General features: G+C 72.8%; 21 protein-coding genes. 10 read left to right on the top strand and 11 right to left on the bottom strand.

Features of this window, described 5'->3' with window-relative positions:
* Window positions 1-176: 176 nt before the first annotated feature.
* The gene (locus AC07FK_RS03795) at window positions 177-1,208 is read right to left on the bottom strand and encodes a DUF4349 domain-containing protein (protein WP_479102204.1); all 1,032 of its coding nucleotides are present in this window, start codon (window positions 1,206-1,208) and stop codon (window positions 177-179) included.
* 128 nt (window positions 1,209-1,336) lie between these two features.
* On the opposite strand from AC07FK_RS03795, the gene hemG reads away from it, so the two are divergent.
* Complete coding sequence (gene hemG, locus AC07FK_RS03790) at window positions 1,337-2,764, top strand: protoporphyrinogen oxidase (RefSeq protein WP_479102202.1); 1,428 nt, start codon at window positions 1,337-1,339, stop codon at window positions 2,762-2,764.
* Window positions 2,765-2,768: 4 nt separating this feature from the next.
* Entirely contained in the window at window positions 2,769-3,500 is a 732-nt protein-coding gene (gene hemQ, locus AC07FK_RS03785) for a hydrogen peroxide-dependent heme synthase (protein WP_479102200.1), read from the top strand.
* A 30-nt stretch (window positions 3,501-3,530) separates the two neighbouring features.
* Here the strand turns inward: hemQ and AC07FK_RS03780 are convergent, their stop codons facing one another.
* From AC07FK_RS03780 to AC07FK_RS03760, 5 genes are all read right to left on the bottom strand, one after another.
* Window positions 3,531-5,135, bottom strand: coding sequence for an alpha/beta hydrolase (locus tag AC07FK_RS03780; RefSeq protein ID WP_479102199.1), 1,605 nt, complete (start codon window positions 5,133-5,135; stop codon window positions 3,531-3,533).
* Window positions 5,136-5,413: 278 nt separating this feature from the next.
* Window positions 5,414-6,448, bottom strand: a complete 1,035-nt coding sequence (locus tag AC07FK_RS03775; RefSeq protein ID WP_479102198.1) for a TIGR04222 domain-containing membrane protein — start codon at window positions 6,446-6,448, stop codon at window positions 5,414-5,416.
* A gap of 7 nt (window positions 6,449-6,455) precedes the next feature.
* Window positions 6,456-7,889 carry an MbnB/TglH/ChrH family RiPP precursor modification enzyme gene (locus AC07FK_RS03770; RefSeq protein ID WP_479102197.1) on the bottom strand — a complete coding sequence of 478 codons (1,434 nt, stop codon included), beginning with the start codon at window positions 7,887-7,889 and terminating at the stop codon, window positions 6,456-6,458.
* A gap of 90 nt (window positions 7,890-7,979) precedes the next feature.
* On the bottom strand, window positions 7,980-8,765 hold the full coding sequence (locus tag AC07FK_RS03765) for a DUF4142 domain-containing protein (RefSeq protein WP_479102579.1): 786 nt from the start codon (window positions 8,763-8,765) through the stop codon (window positions 7,980-7,982).
* 136 nt (window positions 8,766-8,901) lie between these two features.
* Window positions 8,902-9,624 (bottom strand): aminoacyl-tRNA hydrolase, encoded by a 723-nt coding sequence (locus AC07FK_RS03760; protein WP_479102195.1) that lies wholly within the window; start codon window positions 9,622-9,624, stop codon window positions 8,902-8,904.
* 88 nt (window positions 9,625-9,712) lie between these two features.
* Here AC07FK_RS03760 and AC07FK_RS03755 point away from each other — a divergent pair, with 88 nt between their 5' ends.
* Genes AC07FK_RS03755 through AC07FK_RS03745 form a run of 3 tightly spaced genes read left to right on the top strand, consistent with a single transcriptional unit; the run spans window position 9,713 to window position 11,184 of the window.
* Window positions 9,713-10,390, top strand: coding sequence for an AIM24 family protein (locus AC07FK_RS03755; RefSeq protein ID WP_479102193.1), 678 nt, complete (start codon window positions 9,713-9,715; stop codon window positions 10,388-10,390).
* A 54-nt stretch (window positions 10,391-10,444) separates the two neighbouring features.
* Window positions 10,445-10,582 (top strand): hypothetical protein, encoded by a 138-nt coding sequence (locus tag AC07FK_RS03750; protein ID WP_479102191.1) that lies wholly within the window; start codon window positions 10,445-10,447, stop codon window positions 10,580-10,582.
* Window positions 10,583-10,626: 44 nt separating this feature from the next.
* The gene (locus AC07FK_RS03745; RefSeq protein WP_479102189.1) at window positions 10,627-11,184 is read left to right on the top strand and encodes a GNAT family N-acetyltransferase; all 558 of its coding nucleotides are present in this window, start codon (window positions 10,627-10,629) and stop codon (window positions 11,182-11,184) included.
* Here the strand turns inward: AC07FK_RS03745 and AC07FK_RS03740 are convergent.
* From AC07FK_RS03740 to zapE, 4 genes are all read right to left on the bottom strand, one after another.
* Window positions 11,145-12,008 (bottom strand): polysaccharide deacetylase family protein, encoded by an 864-nt coding sequence (locus tag AC07FK_RS03740; protein WP_479102188.1) that lies wholly within the window; start codon window positions 12,006-12,008, stop codon window positions 11,145-11,147. The two genes, AC07FK_RS03745 and AC07FK_RS03740, sit on opposite strands and share 40 nt — an antisense overlap.
* Window positions 12,009-12,124: 116 nt before the next feature.
* Window positions 12,125-13,510, bottom strand: coding sequence for an alkaline phosphatase PhoX (locus AC07FK_RS03735; RefSeq protein ID WP_479102186.1), 1,386 nt, complete (start codon window positions 13,508-13,510; stop codon window positions 12,125-12,127).
* A 128-nt stretch (window positions 13,511-13,638) separates the two neighbouring features.
* Window positions 13,639-14,064 carry an OsmC family protein gene (locus AC07FK_RS03730; RefSeq protein ID WP_479102185.1) on the bottom strand — a complete coding sequence of 142 codons (426 nt, stop codon included), beginning with the start codon at window positions 14,062-14,064 and terminating at the stop codon, window positions 13,639-13,641.
* Window positions 14,065-14,103: 39 nt separating this feature from the next.
* A complete protein-coding gene (gene zapE / locus AC07FK_RS03725; protein ID WP_479102183.1) occupies window positions 14,104-15,201 on the bottom strand; it encodes a cell division protein ZapE in 1,098 nt (365 codons plus the stop codon).
* Between the two features lie 37 nt (window positions 15,202-15,238).
* Between zapE and AC07FK_RS03720 the strand changes: the two genes are divergently transcribed.
* The 4 genes from AC07FK_RS03720 to msrB all read left to right on the top strand — a co-directional run bounded on the left by AC07FK_RS03720 (window position 15,239) and on the right by msrB (window position 18,486).
* Entirely contained in the window at window positions 15,239-16,012 is a 774-nt protein-coding gene (locus tag AC07FK_RS03720; RefSeq protein ID WP_479102182.1) for a pyrimidine reductase family protein, read from the top strand.
* A gap of 152 nt (window positions 16,013-16,164) precedes the next feature.
* Complete coding sequence (locus AC07FK_RS03715; protein ID WP_479102577.1) at window positions 16,165-16,635, top strand: indole-3-glycerol phosphate synthase; 471 nt, start codon at window positions 16,165-16,167, stop codon at window positions 16,633-16,635.
* A 41-nt stretch (window positions 16,636-16,676) separates the two neighbouring features.
* The gene (murC, locus tag AC07FK_RS03710) at window positions 16,677-18,071 is read left to right on the top strand and encodes a UDP-N-acetylmuramate--L-alanine ligase (RefSeq protein ID WP_479102180.1); all 1,395 of its coding nucleotides are present in this window, start codon (window positions 16,677-16,679) and stop codon (window positions 18,069-18,071) included.
* Window positions 18,072-18,081: 10 nt separating this feature from the next.
* Complete coding sequence (msrB, locus tag AC07FK_RS03705; RefSeq protein ID WP_479102178.1) at window positions 18,082-18,486, top strand: peptide-methionine (R)-S-oxide reductase MsrB; 405 nt, start codon at window positions 18,082-18,084, stop codon at window positions 18,484-18,486.
* Window positions 18,487-18,590: 104 nt separating this feature from the next.
* Here the strand turns inward: msrB and AC07FK_RS03700 are convergent, their stop codons facing one another.
* Complete coding sequence (locus AC07FK_RS03700; RefSeq protein ID WP_479102177.1) at window positions 18,591-19,001, bottom strand: organic hydroperoxide resistance protein; 411 nt, start codon at window positions 18,999-19,001, stop codon at window positions 18,591-18,593.
* 89 nt (window positions 19,002-19,090) lie between these two features.
* Between AC07FK_RS03700 and AC07FK_RS03695 the strand changes: the two genes are divergently transcribed.
* On the top strand, window positions 19,091-19,573 hold the full coding sequence (locus AC07FK_RS03695) for a MarR family winged helix-turn-helix transcriptional regulator (protein ID WP_479102176.1): 483 nt from the start codon (window positions 19,091-19,093) through the stop codon (window positions 19,571-19,573).
* Window positions 19,574-19,601: the final 28 nt, after the last annotated feature.

Genomic DNA, 19,601 nt, shown 5'->3' with positions numbered 1-19,601 from the left:
GGAGGTCCCCCGACGGAAGGGTAACGCCTTCAGCCCTTTCGGGTCCCTGGATCCTGCGGTCCGACGCCGTGCCGACCCTCCCCCCCCCTCCGCCGCCGATGACCACCAGTCGTTCCGCCGCTGCCATGCGTGTCCCCTCGATCGGTCGTCACGTCATCCGCAGGACACGCTAAGGGTCACTCCCGCGGCCCCGGCTTCCGCGGCGCCTCCTCGACCGGCGCCGCGGGCCCGGCGGACGGGAACGGGGCGGCCGTCGCGCCCATGCCGGTGGCGGGCGCCGGCACGGCCGTCCGCCGCTGCGGCATACGGCCGCGCACCAGCCGCCACAGGACGTACAGCAGGGCGAGCGCGGCGGCGAACGGGGCCACCGCGCCGAGCGCCATCGCCACCCACTTCAGGGTCGTGACGAACGCGTCCCAGCCGCCCGCGAGCGCGTCCAGGAAGCCGGGGTCCTCATTTTCCGCCTTCTGGGCTGCCTCGGGCTCGGAGAGTTCCAGGGTGATGGTCGCCAGGGTCGTACGGTCCTTCAGCGACGCCTGCTGCGCGAGCAGCGCCTCCAGTTCCGTCTGACGCGTGTTCAGCTCGCCCTCCAGCATGACCACATCGCTGATCTTCGTGGCCCGGTCCATCATGTCCCGCACCCGCGCGACGCTGGTCCGCTGCGACTTGACGCGGCTCTCGACGTCCACCACCTGCTCGGTCACGTCCTTGGCGCCGGCCTTGCGGCTGAGCAGTTTGCCCGTGCCGGAGAGCTCCTTCAGTACGCCGTCGTACTCCTCCTGCGGGACGCGCAGCACGATACGGGAGTAGACGTGGCTGTCGTCGATCCGCTCGGTGGTCTCGTTGCCGACGACGCCGCCGGCGTTCTCGGCCGCAGTACGCGCCGTGCCGAGCGCCTTCGTGGCGCTCTCGACCTCGACGGAGAGGGTCGCGGTCCGGATGACGTGGCTCTTGGCGAGGGGCGGCTTCTGCGCACCGGTCCTGCCGGCCGGTTTCTGCGCACCGGCCCCCGAAGGGGCCTCCGGGCCGCTGCCGGCCGCCCGCTCCGCCTGCCCTCCGCCCTTGGAGTCGGCCGCGACCCCTTTGCGGCTGTCACCGGACCCGCTGTCGTCGCCGGCCCCGCAGCCGCCGACCGCGAGCGAGGCGGTGAGCAGAGCGGCCGCGAGGACCTTGGTGGACCGGTGCCCGGACGTACGTGCTGCACGCATGTCGGTTCCCCCCGAACGTCGTGGTGTGTGTTGCCGGTTCGACGTACGAGGTGGGGGAGCGGGTTGCCGGTTCCCGGTCCCGAAGCGGTCACGGTCAGGACTCGATCAGGGTTTGAGAGAGTGGACCCATGAACGTGGAATCTCGTGCGGGCCATGTCGTCGTCATCGGCGGCGGCATCTCCGGACTCGCCGCCGCGCACCGGCTCGCCGTCGCCGGTGCGCGCGTGACGCTGCTGGAGGCGACGGACCGGCTCGGCGGCAAGCTCCTCACCGGCGACGTCGCGGGCACGACCGTCGACCTGGGCGCCGAGTCGATGCTGGCCCGGCGGCCCGAGGCGGTCGCCCTCGCCCGCGCGGTGGGCCTCGGCGGACGGCTCCAGCCGCCCGCCACCGCCACCGCGTCGCTGTGGAACCGGGGCGCGCTCACCCCGATGCCCAAGGGCCACGTGATGGGCGTGCCCGGCGACCCCGACGTGCTCGGCGAGGTCCTCTCCGCCGAGGGCCTCGCCCGCATGCGCCGCGACCACGACCTCCCGCGCACCGAGGTGGGCGAGGACATCGCGCTCGGCGCGTACGTCGCGGCCCGCCTCGGCCGGGAGGTCGTCGACCGGCTGGTGGAACCGCTGCTGGGCGGGGTGTACGCCGGTGACGTCTACCGCACCTCGATGCGCGCCGCCGTACCGCAGCTGTTCGAGGCCGCGCGCGCATACGACTCGCTCCTCGACGGCGTACGGGACATTCAGCGCCGGGCGGCCGGGAAGGAGCAGCCGGGTCCTGTCTTCATGGGGATCGAGGGGGGCGTCGGCACCCTGCCCGACGCCGTCGCCGACGCCGTGCGGGCCCGGGGCGGCGAGATCCTTCTCCGTACTCCGGTGCTCGGCCTGACCCGGGGCGCGGACGGCTGGCGGGTGCGCACCGACGAGCGGGTGATCGCCGCGGACTCCGTCGTCCTCGCGGCCCCCGCCTGGGCGGCCTCCGCGCTGCTCGCCGCCGAGTCGCCCGCCGCGGCCGCCGAGCTGTCCCAGGTCGAGTACGCGTCGATGGCCCTGGTCACCATGGCCTTCCGGCGCCGGGACGCCGAAGCGCTGCCGGCCGGCTCCGGCTTCCTCGTGCCGCCCGTGGACGGCCGCACCATCAAGGCGTCCACCTTCTCCACCCGCAAGTGGGGGTGGGTCGACGCGGCCGCCCCCGACCTGTTCCTCCTGCGCACCTCCATCGGCCGCTACGGCGAGGAGGACCACTTGCACCGCGAGGACGAGGAGCTGGTGGACGTCTCCCTGAGCGACCTCGGGGCCGCCACCGGTCTCGCCGCCCGGCCCGTGGCCACCGAGGTGACCCGCTGGATCGGCGGCCTGCCGCAGTACCCCGTCGGCCACCCCGACCGGGTCGCGCGGGTGCGCGACGAGGTGGCGAAGCTTCCCGGACTGCGGGTCTGCGGGGCGGCGTACGACGGTGTCGGCATCCCCGCGTGCGTCGCGAGCGGCCGGCGCGCCGCCGACGAGATCATGCTCACCCCGGACCCGGCGCGAGGCACGGATCACGAGGCGGGAGAATAGGGACATGACTGATGCTCCGGAGACTGTGACATCCCCCCGAGGCCCCAACGCCGGCAAGAAGGCGAAGGACCTCAACGACGTCATCCGCTACACCCTGTGGTCCGTCTTCAGGCTTCGGGACGTGCTGCCGGAGGACCGTGCCGGGTTCGCCGACGAGGTCCAGGAGCTGTTCGACCAGCTCGCCGCCAAGGACGTCACCGTGCGCGGCACCTACGACGTGTCGGGGCTGCGCGCCGACGCCGACGTCATGATCTGGTGGCACGCGGAGACCGCCGACCAGCTCCAGGAGGCGTACAACCTCTTCCGCCGCACCAAGCTGGGCCGCGCGCTGGAGCCGGTGTGGTCGAACATGGCGCTGCACCGTCCCGCCGAGTTCAACAAGTCGCACATCCCGGCCTTCCTGGCCGACGAGACGCCGCGCAACTACGTCTCCGTCTACCCCTTCGTGCGCTCGTACGACTGGTACCTGCTGCCCGACGAGGACCGTCGCCGCATGCTCGCCGACCACGGCAAGATGGCGCGCGGCTACCCGGACGTGCGGGCCAACACGGTCGCCTCGTTCTCGCTCGGCGACTACGAGTGGCTGCTGGCCTTCGAGGCCGACGAGCTGTACCGCATCGTCGACCTGATGCGCCACCTGCGCGCGTCCGAGGCGCGCATGCACGTGCGCGAAGAGGTGCCCTTCTACACGGGCCGCCGCAAGTCCGTCGCAGACCTGGTGGCGGGCCTCGCCTGAGCGGCGGCCCACCACCCCCGACCCGGAAGATCAGACGGCGGGCGCCGGCTCCTTCGCCACTGCCCGCTCGTCCAGCGACACCGGGTTCGGCTCCCGGTGCGGCGCGCACTCCGCGCGCCGCACCGGCGTCCGACCGGTCAGGAGATACCTCTCCAGATGGCCGTTGACGCAGCGGTTTCCGGCGCCGCCGATGCCATGCGTCCCCGCGTCCCGCTCAGTGACCAGCGCGGACCCCGCCAGCCGCCGCTGCAGCTCCAGCGCGCCCGGGTACGGCGTCGCGGCGTCCCGCTCGGCGGCCAGGATCAGTGTCGGGGGCAGCTCACCCGGCCCCGTGCCGACGTCCAGCGGCTCCTGGCGCGGAGCGCTCCAGTACGCGCACGGCAGGTTCATCCACGCGTTGTCCCACGTCTCGAAGGGCGCGCGCGCCGCGAGCAGGCTGTTGTCCCGGTCCCACACCCACCACTCGGTCGGCCAGGGCGCGTCGTTGCACTCGACGGCGGTGTAGACGGCCTTGCCGTTCTCGTCGGCGCGCGCCGATCCGGGCCTCGGTGACGCCTGCTCGATCAGCGGCTTCGGGTTGCCCTTCAGGTACTCCGACAGGGCCGTGGCCCGCATCGCCCAGTAGTCGTCGTAGTAACCCGCGCTCAGCAGCGCCGCCTGCAGTTCGCCCGGTCCCACCCTGCCGCCCGCCGGCCGGCGGGCGAGCCCGGCGCGCACCCTCTCGTAGCTCGCGAGGACCTCGTCGGGCGTGGCGCCCAGGCGGTAGGTCCGGTGGTGCTTGGCGACCCAGGTGCGGAAGTCCTTCCAGCGCCTCTCGAAGGCGAGCGACTGGTCGAGGTTGTTGCGGTACCAGATCTGCCCGGGGGCCGGGTTGACCGCCGAGTCGAAGACCATGCGGCGCACGTGGGAGGGGAAGAGCGTCGCGTACAGCGCGCCGAAGTAGGTGCCGTACGACGCGCCCATGAAGGTCAGCTTCCGCTCGCCCAGCGCCGCCCGCAGCACGTCCAGGTCTCGGGCGTTGTTGAGCGACGTGTAGTGGCGCAGCGCGCTGCCCGCCTTGCGGGCACAGCCGTCGGCGTACGCCTTGGCGCGGGCGATCCGCTCCTGCTTGTACGCGTGCGAGGGGTACGTCGGTGCGTCGCTGGGCGCCTGCGCGAGCTGCGCCGGGTCCTGGCACGACAGCGGGGCCGAGCGGCCGACGCCGCGCGGGGCGTAGCCGACCAGGTCGTACGCCGCCGCGATCTTCTTCCACTCGGGCAGCACGCCGGCCATGGGGAAGAACATGCTGGAGGCGCCGGGGCCGCCGGGGTTGTAGACGAGCGCGCCCTGGCGCGCGGCGGGCCTGCCGGTCGCGCGGGCGCGGCTGACGGTCAGCTGGATACGGCGGCCGCCGGGGTCGGCGTAGTCGAGGGGGACCTCGACCGTGCCGCACCTGATGTGCCCGGACAGGCCCTCCGACTTCGGGCACGCGCCGAAGGCGATGCCCGCGGCGGCCGCGCGCTGGGCGGCGAGGGCGGTGCCGCGGGCCTCGGGGGACGCTGGGGATTCGGCGCTGCCCGCGGGGGCGGCGACGAGGGCGGACAGGACCAGGGAGCCGACGGTTGCCAGGGTCCCGTACATCGCCAGTGGTCTCATCGCGTTCCCTTCGTGCAGGTGCAGGACAAAAGGGATACTTGGCGGGGCAGTTGGCGATGTAAAGCACCGGGGGTCGGTGTCGGGGTCAATGACCCCGACGAGTCGCGGGGGCGGCACGCGGGTGCGGACCGTCGACAGCGCGTGCGGGCTACTCAGGGGTGACGGCGGGCGGCCGGCGCCATCGTGCGCCGGCGCAACGCGCGTGGGGGGCCGTCGACTTGGGCGGCCGGAGCGCGCGCCGGCGCGCCGGTGGCCGGGTCCGGCGGGGGCTTGAACCGTCAGGAGCTGCTGCCGCAGCTGGAACCGGAACTGGAGCCGCAACTGGAACTGGAACTGGAGCCGCAGCTGGAACCGGAGCTCGAACCGCAACCGGACCCGGAACCCGACCCGCAGCCGGAACCGCCGCCGCAGCTCGATCCGCCCCGCCCGGAGCCGCTGTCCCCCGAGCTGCCGCAGCTCGAATGGCCCGAGACCGAGCCGGCGCACCAGACCATCGCCGCGGCCGCGTAGGAGGTGTGGTCGCCGCCGGTCGACGCCGCGCCGGTCGTGGTGCGCGGCCGGCCGGGCGTCAGCCGCGCCGCCGTGCGCAGCTGGTCCTGGAGCACGGGGTCGGGCAGCGCCCGCAGGCCGTGCACCGCGACGAGGTGCCCCGGGCCTGCCCAGCCCGCGTGCGACACGGCGTACGCCGTGGCCGCCGCCCGGCCCGCCGGGGTCACCCGGGCGCCCGCCTTCGTCGCGCCGACCGCGCCGCACACGATGCCCGCCAGCAGGCTGGGCAGCACCAGGGCGAGGAACACGCCGACGGGCTCTCCCGCGAAGCCCGCCACGCCCGCCGACACGCCGGCGACGGGCAGTCCCACGACGCAGAGCAGCGCGAGGACGGTGCCGCCGGTGCGCCACCCGCGGCCGGCCCCCGGCGGGACCATCAGGCCGCGGAACGCGAGGCTGTCGCCGATCTCCTGCACTGCCGCGTTGCGCATCGCGGCGTGCCGCAGAGTGTGCAGCGCGCCGTTGGGGGCGGCGGCCAGCTCGGTGAGCACGGCCCGCTCCACCGGGTCGTGCGCGACGGTGCTCCGCGCCGAGGCGACGCCGGGGCCGCCGATCGCGAGACGGCCGTCGCCGTACAGGGTGGTGAGCGCGACGTCCACGGCGCGGGAGGGGCCGCCGTTGAGGAACGCGACCTCCATCAGGTCCAGGGTCGGGGCGGGGCCGCCGCCGGCGGCGCGGTGCAGCGCCGAGACGCCCCGGAGCAGGACGACACAGGACGTGACCACGGCGGACGTGATCAGCAGGGCGAGAACGGTCATGGTCATCGGTGCGTCACTTCCGGACGAGTGCGGCACGCGCCGCACGGACGAAGCGGGTGGTACGGCCGGGCGGGCGCGGAGCGGCCCGGTCCTGCCACCAGTGGGTGAGCCGCGTGCGCGCGGCTCCGTCCCCCAGCCGGCCGGTGGCCAGCACGTGCTCGGCGAAGTCGAGCGCGTCGCGCCGGTAACCCGCCGACATGGGGCGGGACCTGGCGTACGTGAGGAACGCGGGGCGGTAGTGGGACCCGAGGATCTCCGGCAGCTCGGGCGCGACCTTGGCGACGACGTCGGCCCGCTTCCCCGCGAGCGCCCGGCTCTGGACGCGCAGGCGCGCCGAGTCGAAGCCGGCGGGGGCCGGCGTCCCGGCCACGAGGGCGGACAGCAGGGCGACCTGCCCCACGGCGACCCGGGTACGGGCGCCACCGCCCCGCGCCGCCGCCTCGGCCGGCCGGGGGGCGGGCACGAGCGCGGGCGCGGGTACGAAAGACGAGGAAGCGTCGTTCCGTACGGACCCGGCACGGCCCGAGGTCGACCGCGCCGCGTTCCCCCTCCCGGAAACCGGGGCGGCCGCCCCGGCCGCCGCGAGCCGTCGAGGGGACCGGCGCCCACCGGCGGCCCCGCGCGCCAGCGCCGCGCGGATCTCGTCCAGTTCGCGGGCCAGCACCCGGGGCGCGGGGAAGTCGTCGTCGCGTTCCAGCAGGACGCCCGGGGGGTCGGTGCGGGAGCGGAGGTCCGTCAGGATGTCGAGGACAGGCCGGGTCACGGGATGGGCGTGCGTGTCGTGCCAGACGCCGTCCTTCTCGATCCCGCCCGCCACGTGGACGTACGCGATCGCCTCCACCGGCAGCTCGTCGAGCGCCCTGGCGGGGTCCTCGCCCCGGTTCACGTGGTTCGTGTGCAGGTTGGCCACGTCGATCAGGAGGCGCACGCCGGTCCGGGACACCAGCTCGGCCAGGAACTGGCCCTCGGTCATGTCCTCGTCCGGCCAGTTGATCAGCGCCGCGATGTTCTCCAGCGCCAGCGGCACCGGCAGCGAGTCCTGGGCGATCCGGACGTTCTCGCACAGCACGTCGAGTGCGTCCCGGGTGCGGGGCACCGGCAGCAGGTGCCCGGCCTCCAGCCGCGGGCTCGCCGTGAGGGGGCCGCCCGCCCGTACGAACGCGATGTGCTCCGTGACGAGCGGCGCGCCCAGGGCCTCCACCGTCGCCGCCAGGTCCGCCAGGCGTCCCGCGTCCGGGCGGTCCGCGCCGCCCAGGCCCAGCGAGACGCCGTGGGGGATCACCGTCGTACCGCGGGCGCGCAGCCGCAGGAGCGAGTCGGGGAGGTGGCCGGGGCAGAGGTTCTCCGCCACCGCCTCCACCCAGTCGACACCGGGCAGCCCCTCCACCGCTTCGGCTATCTCCGGCCGCCAGCCGATCCCCGTACCGAGACGTGCGAGACGTTCCATGGGTCCCCCTCCTGCGCTTCGTGCAGGGGTGATGGCCCCGGCGCACGCCGCCGAACCCACAGGAGGGGACGTTCAGAGGTTGATTTGAGGTTACGGCGCCGGCTCGGGGCGGTTCGTGTTCACCGCCGGGCTGCCGATCTCGCCCTCCGGCTGCGCGGACGGCTGCGAGGTGAAGGTCTGGTCGCCGGTGGGCACGACGGCCGGCGGGGAAGGGACCGTCACGGAGTTGTCGGGCGGCGGCGGCCCCGAGGGGCTCGCGGTGACGTTGCCCGCCGCCTCGTTCGCCAGGGCGTCGAAGTCGACCAGGCCGGTGGACTCCAGCATGGTGATGTGGTCGAGCACGGTCTGGTTCGCGTCGCTCGCGAGCTGGCGGATCAGTGTGTTGCGGGTGGTGTGCCGTACCTGGGCTATGAGGGAGAAGACCTTGCCGTGCGCGTTGCGCAGCAGGTTGGCGAACTTCCGCTCGTACTCCGGACCGCTCGCCGCCGACAGCTCCCGCAGCCAGCCCTGCTGCTGCTCGTTGGGCTGGTTGGGCAGGGGCACGTTGAGCTGCGCGGCCACCTTGCGGGCCCGCTTGTCGAGGTCGGTGTGGCCGACGACCAGGTGGTCACCGGTCTCCTTGATCGCCTCGCTGGGGGCGCGTTCGAGCGCCTGCTGTCCGGCGGGCAGCTCCCACAGGCCGGCCAGCCGCACCTTGACCAGGAAGTCCCGGTCGGTGGCGGACAGCGGACCCCACTGGGTGGCCACCGAGGAGGCGTTGAGGTTGGCCTGACCCGTGCCCGAGCGGTCCGCGTAGGACCACACGGGGAAGGCGAGCGCGCCGATGGTGGCGACAAGTGCCGCGATGATGAGTGCTGTTCCGTTGATGCGTCGCAACAAGATGTCTCCCGAGCCGATGCGTTACACCGTCGAACCAACCGCCTGCCGGGCGGCCGGACAACCTACTTGCCAAGTATTCGTAGGTACGTATGACTGGGACGGCGCGTTCAGCGGCGTCCGGCGCGCTTCGGCTTCAGCGGCGCAGCGCCGGGTGGTCCGCGACCACCGTGCACGAGCCGGGCGCGATCTCGGTGAAACCCGCGTCGCGCACTATGGGCAGCCCGCTCGCGGTGAGCTCCCGCCACCGCTCCGCGCCGGCGGTACGGACCGAGAGCGGGAAGCCCGCGTCCCGCCACGCCTTGCGCTCCGCCTCCGGCAGGTCCCACCAGGCGAGTTGGGCCCCGTGGCCGGCCTGCGCCATCGCCTTGCCGGCCGACATGCCGAGATCCGGGCTCAGCCACAGCACCGGGCCGTCGGCGGGGGCAGGGGCGGGCGGCCGCGGATCGTCCAGCTCCGTTCCCGAGACCTGGAGCTTCGCCAGCTCCCTGGGCCAGCCGTCGAGCGGCACCGGCGGGAAGGCCCGCACCTCGGCGGCGTCCCCGGTCACCGTGATGCCGGGCAGCGCCGCGGCCTTGCGCCACTCGCGCCCGCGCGCCCGGCGCACCACCTTGCGGATCCGGGCGTCCTGCCACAGGCGCATCACCCCGGCCCACTCGCCCTCGCCCAGCGACCGTTCGTCGCTGAGCATCACGAGGACCGCGCGGGCCGCCGTCTCCAGGGCGTCCGTACGGGCCGGCGGGTCGTCCTTCTCGATGCGGACGACGAGGGGCAGGACGAACTGCGGGGCCTCGTCGCGCGCGGTCCGCTCGTGCCGGAAAGGGCTGCCGGGGGTCTCGGGAAGGTCGTTGTCGCTCACCGGCCCCAGTCTGCCAGCGCCCGGCCGCCGTTCCTCTCCTCCCCCGGGAGGTTGGCGGAACGAATGGCTCCGGGCGAGGATGCTCCGCATGAAGAGCGATCTTTTTGCCTCAGAGAACATGGCGCAGCAGGCCACTGTGCCCGGGATGACCCTTCAGAACGCCAAGTCGGTTAAGTACGCGGTCAACGGCGAGATGCACGCGCGGCAGGGCTCGATGATCGCCTTCCGCGGCAACCTCCAGTTCGAGCGCAAGGGCCAGGGCATCGGTGGCATGCTCAAGCGCGCCGTGACCGGCGAGGGCCTGGCGCTGATGGCCGTCCGAGGCCAGGGCGAGGCGTGGTTCGCGCACGAGGCGCAGAACTGCTTCATCGTCGACATAGACCAGGGTGACGCGCTCACCGTCAACGGCCGCAACGTGCTGTGCTTCGACGCGACCCTCTCGTACGAGATCAAGACGGTGAAGGGCGCCGGCATGACCGGCGGCGGCCTGTTCAACAGCCTGTTCACCGGCTACGGCAAGCTCGCCGTGATCTGCGAGGGCAGCCCGATCGTCATTCCCGTGACGCAGCAGCAGCCGGTGTACGTCGACACCGACGCGGTGGTGGGCTGGAGCGCCCAGCTCAACACGTCGCTGCACCGCTCGCAGTCCGTGGGCTCCATGATCCGGGGCGGCTCCGGCGAGGCGGTCCAGCTGATGCTCCAGGGCGACGGCTTCGTCATCGTCCGGCCGAGCGAGCTGAAGCCCGAGAAGGCGACCAGCGGCTGACCTGCGCCTCACGACTCCGTCCGGGCCCTGCGGGGCCCGGGTAGGCTCGTACGCATGGACGAGGAGAACCCGCCGTACGCGGAGTGCGTGCTGTGCCGGAAGCCGACCGAGTACCCGGAGTCCGTCAAGGGCGTCGTGCTCTGCCCCGTCTGCGAGTGGCAGGAGGCGCAGCGCACGGCTTGCTCCGGCTGAAATCCAGTGGACAGCCGGCCGGGCGCCCCGGGATCATCCGCACGGTGACACAACAGGACGAGCAGCGCCCGCGGATCACCTTCGCGGAACTGGACGGGGCGGTCATGACCGCGCTCCTTGACCGCGACCTGGCCGCCGCCGGGGCGAGAGCCGGGGTGGCCCTCACCGACTTCTTCCTGACCGACAGCGCGCTGTGGCTGTGGCGGTACCGCCTCGGTCAGATCGCCGACGACCCGGCGCGAGCCCGCTGGTGCCACCGGATCGCGGTGTGCGCGCCGGACGGCGCGGTCGTCGGGCACGGCGGGTTCCACGGTCCGCCTGACGACCGGGGCACGGTCGAGCTGGGTTACGCCGTCGACCCGGCCTTCCGCCGCCGGGGCTACGCCAGGGCCACACTGACCGAGCTGCTGCGCCGGGCCGCGGCCGAGCCGGCCGTGACGACGGTGCGGGCGTCGATCCGGCCCGACAACGTGGCGTCCCTGGCCACCATCGCCGGCTTCGGCTTCACCGCGGTGGGCGAACTGTATGACGAGATCGACGGCATGGAGACGCTGTACGAGACTCAGCTCTTCAGGAGCTCCGAGACCTTCACGAAGCGGTAGCCGCGCGCACGCAGTTCGGGCACGATCCGCCGGACCGCCTGCTCGGTCACCGGCGCCGCGCTGCGGGTGCAGTGCATGACCACCAGCGACCCCGGGCGCACCCCCGCCAGGACCTGCTCGGCCACCGCGTCGCCGTCGCGCGCGAAGGCGTCGCCGCTCACCACGTCCCACTGGACCGCCGTCACCTTGGCCGGGGCCAGTGCGCGCAGGGCCTCGTCGTCGTAACAGCCGCCGGGAAAGCGGAAGTACGGGACGACGTTGCGCGCTCCGGCCTTGCGGAACGCGGCGAAGGCCCGCTCCACGTCGGCGCGCATGGCCTGCCGCTCGACCGTCGGCAGGCCGTAGCAGGGTGAGGTGAAGGCGTGATGGCTGTACGAGTGGTTGGCGATCTCGAACAGCGGGTCGCGCCCGATGGACCGCGCCTGGTCCGGGTACTCCTCGGCCCAGCGGCCCGTCATGAACACCGTCGCCGGGACGTTCAACCTGCGCAGGGACGCGATCAGGGCAGGATTGTCGAAGCGCTCGCCGCGGGCGGCGCGCGGGCCCTGGTCCGCCGTCATGTCGGCGTCGAAAGTGAGGGCGACGGTCTTGGCGCGGGCGCCGGCGGCGCGCTCGAACACCGGGGTGAGCCCGCCGGGACCCGCCGCGAGGGTCGGCGGGGCGGGGGCGGGCTGCCGGGAAGCGGAAGCGGAGGCAGCGGGGGAGGCGGACGCCGAGGCCGGCGGGGCGGCGAGCGAGCCCCGGGACTCGCCGCCGCTGCCGCAGCCGGAGATAGCCGCGCCGAGGACCGCCACTGTCGCCACATTGCGCGCAAAAGTGATCACATGGGGAACTTATATGATCATTCGCGAAGCTTCCGTCTCCTACACGGGCGCTGCTGCCGAACGGGTGTCACGGCGAAGGGGGCCGACCGGCGCGGCGGGCCCCCATGGCGCCGGACTCAGCCGTGGAACGGGCCCGTCACGGCGAAGGTCGTGCCCGGCGTGTAGCAGTTCACGTACATCGTCGCGCAGTCGGGGGAGAAGGTGACGCCGGCGAACTCGCCCCACTCCGGCTCCTGCGGCGTGCCGATGTTCTGCCGCCCGCGCGCCATCGCGTACACCTCGCCGCGCTTGGTCAGCCCGTACACGTGCTGCGCGCCGTTGCCGTCCTCGCACACCATCAGGCCGCCGCGCGGGGCGAGGCAGATGTTGTCGGGGGACTCACCCGGCAGCTGGATGTCCGTGCTCGGTCCGAAGACGACGACCAGGGTCAGACGCCGCTTCTCCGGCTCGTACTTCCACACCTGCCCGAAGTGGTCGGCCGCCGACCCCTCCGCGCTGCGGGCGAAGCTGGAGACGAAGTACACGGCCCGGTCGCCCCAGTAGCAGCCCTCCAGCTTCTGGGCGTGCGTGATGCCCTTGGGGCCGAAGTCCTGGAGCCGGATCGGCGTCTCCCCGGCCAGCGGGTCCGGTACGGGCACCCACTCGACGCCTCTGAAGCTCGCGCCGGTCTCCTGGACCGCCGAGAGGTCGGGCACGCCCGGCACCCGCATGGCCTCCAGCGCGCCGCCCGCGCGCAGGGAGCCGGGGCCGCCCAGCGGCTTCTCGGGCAGGAAGCGGTAGAAGAGACCGAAGGGCTTCTGGAACGCGTCCTCCGTCTCGTACACGATGCCGCTGCGCGGGTCCACGGCGATCGCCTCGTGCTGGAAGCGGCCCATCGCGGTGAGCGGGACCGCTCCGGAGCGGTGCGGGTCGACCGGGTCGACCTCGAAGATGAAGCCGTGGTCCTTGGTGTAGCCGTTCGTGCCGGCCTTGTCCTCGTTCTCCTCGCAGGTGAGCCACGTGTTCCACGGGGTGGGCCCGCCCGCGCAGTTGACGGCCGTACCGGCGATGGCGACGCGTTCGCCGAGGACGTTGTTGCGGCCGTCCAGAGCGAGGGCCGTACAGCCGCCCTTGGCGGCCGGATCGTACGTCAGGCCCTCGACCGTGGGGACTCCGAGCTTCGCGCTGTGGCGGTTCTCGTGGTTGCGGACGAGGTGGACACGGCCGTGACGGCCCCGGAACGCGCCCATGCCGTCGTGGTTGCCCGGGACGGCGCCCTCGCCCGAACGCAGCGGCCTGCCCTCCCGGGAGAGGACCTTGTAGCGGAAGCCCTCGGGCAGATCGAGGAGTCCGTCCGGGTCGGGCACGAGCGGTCCGTACCCGCGGCGGCCCAGTCCCTGGGCGGCGGCCGTGCCGGCGAAGATCTCCGACACCGAGCCGGCGAACGCGACACCGACGCCGACGGCGCCCGCGCGGGCCAGAACCTGACGGCGGGACGCGGACGATGAGGCTGTTTCAGACATGAGGTCTCTCCCTGCTGGCGGACAGGAAACGTGTGACCCGCACGTGTGTAGCACGCAAGTGATCTCACGTGAACCATGCGGGCCACACCGCCTCGTGCGGCGCGTCTGCCCGACGCGTACGCCCCAGGTCAGGCGAGGGACGCGCTCAGCGTGATCGTCGTGCCCGCCAGCGCCTGACTGACCGGGCAGTTCGCCTTGCCCTCCTCGGCCGCCTTGACGAACGCCGCCTCGTCCATGCCCGGCACCTCGCCCTGCACGGTGAGGTGGATCCGGGTGATGCCCTCGCCCGGCACGAAGGTGACCTCGGCCTTGGTGTTCAGACGGGTGGGCGGGGTACCCGCCTTGGCGAGGACGTTGGAGAACGCCATGTTGTAGCAGCTGGACTGGGCGGCGGCGATCAGCTCCTCGGGGCTGGTCATGCCGTTCGGCTCCTCGGTACGGGCCGGCCAGGAGACCGGGTGCTCCCCGATGCCGGACGAATCGAGGGTCACGGTGCCCTTGCCCTTGAACAGGTCGCCTTCCCAGACGCTGTGTGCCTGACGCGTTGCAGCCATTTCGAAAGCCCTTCTCGCGGACGGTGATCCAGGGCCAACCTACTGCGCGATCAAGCCCTTCGCGTCGCGCGCCAGCGCCGTCAGCCGGGAGATCGCCCGGAAATACTTCTTCCGGTAGCCGCCGTTCAGCATGTCGTCACTGAACAGCCGGTCGAACGGCAGCCCGGAGGCCAGTACCGGCACCTCCCGGTCGTACAGCCGGTCGGCGAGCACGACGAGCCGCAGCGCCGTCGACTGGTCCGGTACCGGGCGCACGTCGGTGAGGCAGACGGCCCGGACGTCGTCGGTGAGCGCCCCGTAGCGGCTGGGGTGGACCTTGGCGAGGTGGTCGAGCAGGTGCGGGAAGTCGTCGAGGCTGGCGCCCCCGGTCGCGTACGCCGCCTTGGTGACCTGCTCCTCGGAGTACGGCGCGGGGGCCTCGGGCAGCCCGCGGTGGCGGTAGTCCTCGCCGTCGATGCGCAGCGGCCGGAAGTGGGCCGACAGGCCCTGGATCTCGCGGAGGAAGTCGACCGCGGCGAAGCGGCCCTCGCCGAGCTTGCCGGGCAGGGTGTTGGAGGTGGCGGCGAGCGCGACGCCCGCCTCGACGAGCCTGCGCAGCAGCGACGACACCAGCACCGTGTCGCCCGGGTCGTCGAGTTCGAACTCGTCGATGCACAGCAGCCGGTGCCCGCTCAGCGTCCGCACGGTCTCCTGGAAGCCCAGCGCGCCGACCAGGTTCGTCAGCTCAACGAAGGTGCCGAACGCCTTGAGCTCGCGGGGCGCGGGGGTGGCGTGCCAGAGGGAGGCGAGCAGGTGCGTCTTGCCGACGCCGTACCCGCCGTCGAGGTACACGCCGAGCGGCGCGGCGGGGGCCGCCTGCTTCTTCCCGAAGTCGAACCAGCGCCGCTTGCCCCCGCCGACCGCCGACGCCCCGCCGAGACCGGCCGCGAAGGCGCTCAGCACCCGGACCGCCTCGCTCTGGCTGGGCTGGTTCGGGTCCGGTACGTACGTATCGAAGCGCACCGAGTCGAAGCGCGGCGGCGGCACCATCTCGGCGACCAGGCGGTCGGCGGGGACGTGCGGCTCGCGTGCGCACAGGGACAGGGGAGCCGCTTCGGTTATGGGCGCGGACCCATGAGCGGCGGTGGAGGACGACACGGGGCTCAAGTCTAGGCGTCGTGCCACACTGCTCGACATGCGACGCCTGTTCCCTGTGACCGACGAAACACTCTCCGCCGCCGATGGCGAGTGGGGACTCGACGCGCTGGCCGACGCCTACGCCTATCCGAAGGAGCGCGGGGCGTCGGGGGCCTGGCTGCGGGCCAACATGGTCTCCTCCCTCGACGGGGCCGCCCAGCACGAGGGCCGTTCGCAGCCGATCTCCTCCGACACCGACATGCGGATCTTCGGCACGCTGCGGGCGCTGGCCGACGTGGTGATCGTCGGTGCGGAGACGGTACGTCTCGAGGGGTACCGGCCGGCCCGCGCGCGCGACGCCTTCGCGGAGCGCAGAGCGGCTGCCGGCCAGGGCCCCGCGCCCGCCATCGCGGTCGTCAGCGCGTCCCTGAACCTGGACTTCTCCCTTCCGCTCTTCGTGTCCCCGCTCGTCCCGACGCTGGTGCTGACCGGCGCCACGGCTCCGCCCGACCGCGTCCGCGCCGCCCGGGAGGCCGGGGCCGAGGTGCTGGTCGCCGGGGACGGGGCGGTGGCGGAACCCGGGAGAGCGGTGGCGGCGCTGGCTGAGCGCGGGCTCACCCGGTTGCTGACCGAGGGCGGACCGCGCCTGCTGGCGCAGTTCATCGCCGCCGGGGCACTGGACGAGCTGTGCCTCACGGTGTCGCCCGTGCTCACCGCGGGGCGCGCCCAGCGGATCGCCGACGGACCCGGTGTCACGGTCCCCGAAAGATTCGGACTGGCGTCCGTACTGGAGGAGGCCGGGTTCCTTTTCACCCAGTACCGTCGGATCTGACCGGCAGCGGAATTGACCGTTCCGCTTAGCTTTCGCGGGGCATACCTACTCCGACAGTGAGCCCGCAGGGGCACGGGGAAGGATGGTTTCCGCAGGGGGCCGGCGGCGCTACCCAGAAGCGCCGGCCCATGAAGAAGAGAAGGGCGCCCGTCGTGTTCACGAGCGTATTGATGATCGAGAAGCCCCTGACTTCCGTCGACGTGGATTTCGTCACCACCCTTCACGGCGACGAGAGCGTCTCCTTCGTCGTTCTGATGCAGCCCCGCGGCGACCAGGCCGACGTCCTCCTGCGCGCCATCGACGACGTAGCGCTCGGGCAGGTCGACGAGGCTGTACGGGAGGCCGACGAGCCCCGCGGCGAGGAGGCGAAGCCCCTCGCGCAGCGAGGTCTGGAGGCGACCCTGGAGGCGCTGCGGGCCCGCGGTGACGAGGCCGTGGGCCAGGTCGTCGAGGACCACCCCCTGGACCTCCTCAAGTCGGTCGTCTCCGAGACCGGGGCCGACGAGGTGATCGTCCTGACCGCGCCGCACTACGTCGAGGAGTTCTTCCACCGGGACTGGGCCTCGCGCGCCCGTCACAAGGTCGGCGTACCGGTGCTCAAGCTCTTCTCCCACAACGAATAGGCTGGGGCACCGCTCACACGTCACACCTTGGGAGACAACGCATGGCACCCGGCCTTCCCACCGCCATGGACCGACCGCACTTCATCGGCATCGGCGGCGCCGGAATGTCGGGGATCGCGAAGATCCTCGCCCAGCGCGGCGCACGGGTCGCGGGCAGCGACGCCCGTGAGTCGGCCACCGCCGCATCCCTGCGCGCGCTGGGCGCCCAGGTCCACATCGGCCACGCGGCCGGGCACCTGGCGGACGACTCGACCTGCGTCGTCGTCTCCAGCGCCATCCGCGCCGACAACCCCGAGCTGGTCCGCGCCGCCGAACTCGGCATCCCCGTCGTGCACCGCTCCGACGCGCTGGCCTCACTCATGGGCGGCCTGCGGGCCATCGCCGTCGCGGGCACGCACGGCAAGACGACCACGACGTCGATGCTGGCCGTGGCCCTGACCGAGCTCGGTCTGGACCCGTCGTACGCCATCGGCGGCGACCTCGAAGGCCCCGGCACGAACGCCACGCACGGCGAGGGCGACATCTTCGTCGCCGAGGCGGACGAGAGCGACCGCAGCTTCCAGAAGTACGACCCCGAGGTCGCCATCGTCCTCAACGTGGAGCTGGACCACCACGCGAACTACGCCTCGATGGACGAGATCTACGACTCCTTCGAGACCTTCGTCGGCAAGGTCGTCCCGGGCGGCACGCTCGTGGTCTCGGCCGACCAGGCCGGCGCCGTGGAGCTGACGTCCCGCCTGCGCGACCTCTCCGGCCTCCGGATCGTCACGTACGGCGAGTCCCCGACGGCCGACGTACGCGTCCACAAGATCACCCCGCGCGGCCTGACCAGCGAGGTCACCGTCCTCCTCGACGACCGCTTCCTCACCTTCACGGTCTCCGTCCCCGGCAGCCACTACGCCCACAACGCGGTCGCCGCCCTGGCCGCGGGCGTGGCCCTCGGCATCCCGGCCCACAACCTCGCCTCGGCCCTCGGCAGGTACACCGGCGTCAAGCGCCGCCTCCAGCTGAAGGGCGAGGTGAACGGCGTACAGGTCATCGACTCGTACGCCCACCACCCGACCGAGATGACCGCCGACCTCGCGGCCATGCGCGGCGCGGCGACGGACGCGCGGCTGCTCGTCGTCTTCCAGCCCCACCTCTTCTCGCGCACCCAGGAACTGGGCGCCGAGATGGGCCAGGCCCTGGCCCTCGCGGACGCCTCGGTGGTGCTCGACATCTACCCGGCCCGCGAGGACCCGATCCCGGGCATCACCAGCGCCCTGATCATCGACGCGGCCCGCGCGGCCGGTGCGGACGTGACGCCGGTGGCCGACGGGGCGAGCGTCCCCGAGGTGATCGCGGGAATGGCCAAGCAGGGTGATCTGGTTCTGACGATGGGCGCGGGCGACGTGACGGACCTCGGTCCGCAGATCCTGGCCCGCCTGTCGAAGTAAGGGAGCCCCCATGTCGTACGACGTCGAGAAGCCCGACGAGCAGTGGCGCGCGGAACTGACCCCCGCCGAGTACGCCGTCCTGCGCCAGGCCGGCACGGAGCCCGCCTTCGTCGGTGAGTACACGGACACCAAGGCGACCGGCGTCTACTCCTGCCGCGCCTGCGGAGCGGAGCTCTTCCGCTCGGACACGAAGTTCGAGTCGCACTGCGGCTGGCCGTCGTTCTACGACCCGAAGGACACGGACGCGGTCGAGCTGATCGCGGACTCCTCCCACGGCATGGTCCGCACCGAGGTCCGCTGCGCCAGGTGCGGCTCGCACCTGGGCCACGTCTTCGAGGGCGAGGGCTACCCGACCCCGACGGACCAGCGCTACTGCATCAACTCGATCTCCCTGCGTCTGACCCCGGACGCCTGACGAACGCCTGACCCCGCGGCCCCACGAGAGCCGACGCACGACGCGCCCCGCCCCCGGATCCGGTCCGGGGGCGGGGCGCGTCGCGTACGGGGTCCGGCGGCGTGTCACTCGATGACGAGGTCGACCTGGATGTTGCCGCTGGTGGCCTTGGAGTACGGGCAGTAGGCGTGGGTCGCCTCGACGAGCTCGCGGCCCGTCTCGCCCGCCAGGTGGTCCGGAAGCTCCACGCGCATCACGACCGCCAGTCCGAAGCCCGTGTCGTCCTTGCCGATGGAGACCTCGGCGGTCACCGACACGTCCTTGGTGTCCACCTTCATCCGGCGGGCGACGGCCCCCATGGCGCTGGCGAAGCAGGCGGCGTACCCGGCGGCGAAGAGCTGCTCGGGGTTGGTGCCCTGCCCGCTGCCGCCGAGAGCCGGGGGCATGGCGAGGGCGAGGTCGATCTGGCCGTCGGAGCTGACGGTGCGGCCCTCGCGGCCGTTGGCGGTGGCGACAGCGGTGTACAGCGCGTTCATGGGATGCCTCTCTCGTCTGGAGAGCTAAATAGTTGCACACCATTAAGTTGTGCACAACCTAATGGTGGACGAGAGGTTACTCTGGACCCATGACGCTCCCGCCCCCGACCGGTCCCGGCCTCCCCGAGGTGTCCGACGCCGACCTGCTCCGCCTCGACCACCAGGTCTGCTTCTCACTGCACGCGGCCTCGCGCGCCTTCGGCGGCGTCTATCGCGACGCGCTCAGGGACCTCGGGCTCACCTACCCCCAGTACCTCGCCATGCTGGTGCTCTGGGAGCACGGCCCCCAGCCCGTCAAGGCGATCGGCGAGCAGCTGCGCCTCGACTCGGGGACGCTCTCTCCGCTGCTCAAGCGACTGGAGACGGCCGGCCTGGTGCGACGCGAACGCAGCGCCGCCGACGAGCGCTCGGTGACCGTCCACCTGACCGGGGAGGGCGTGGAGCTGCGCGAGCGGGCGCTGTCCGTACCGCGCAGGATTCTCGCGGCGACGGGCCTGTCGGTCGAGGAGGTCCTCGGTCTGCAAGGGCTTCTGGGGCGCCTGACCGGCGCCCTCGACAAGGCCCAGGGCTAGCCCGGGGCGGCCGCCGGGCCGCGACTGC

The sequence above is a fragment of the Streptomyces sp. NPDC046122 genome (assembly GCF_056429965.1).
This window is presented reverse-complemented; position numbering and strand designations above follow the sequence as displayed.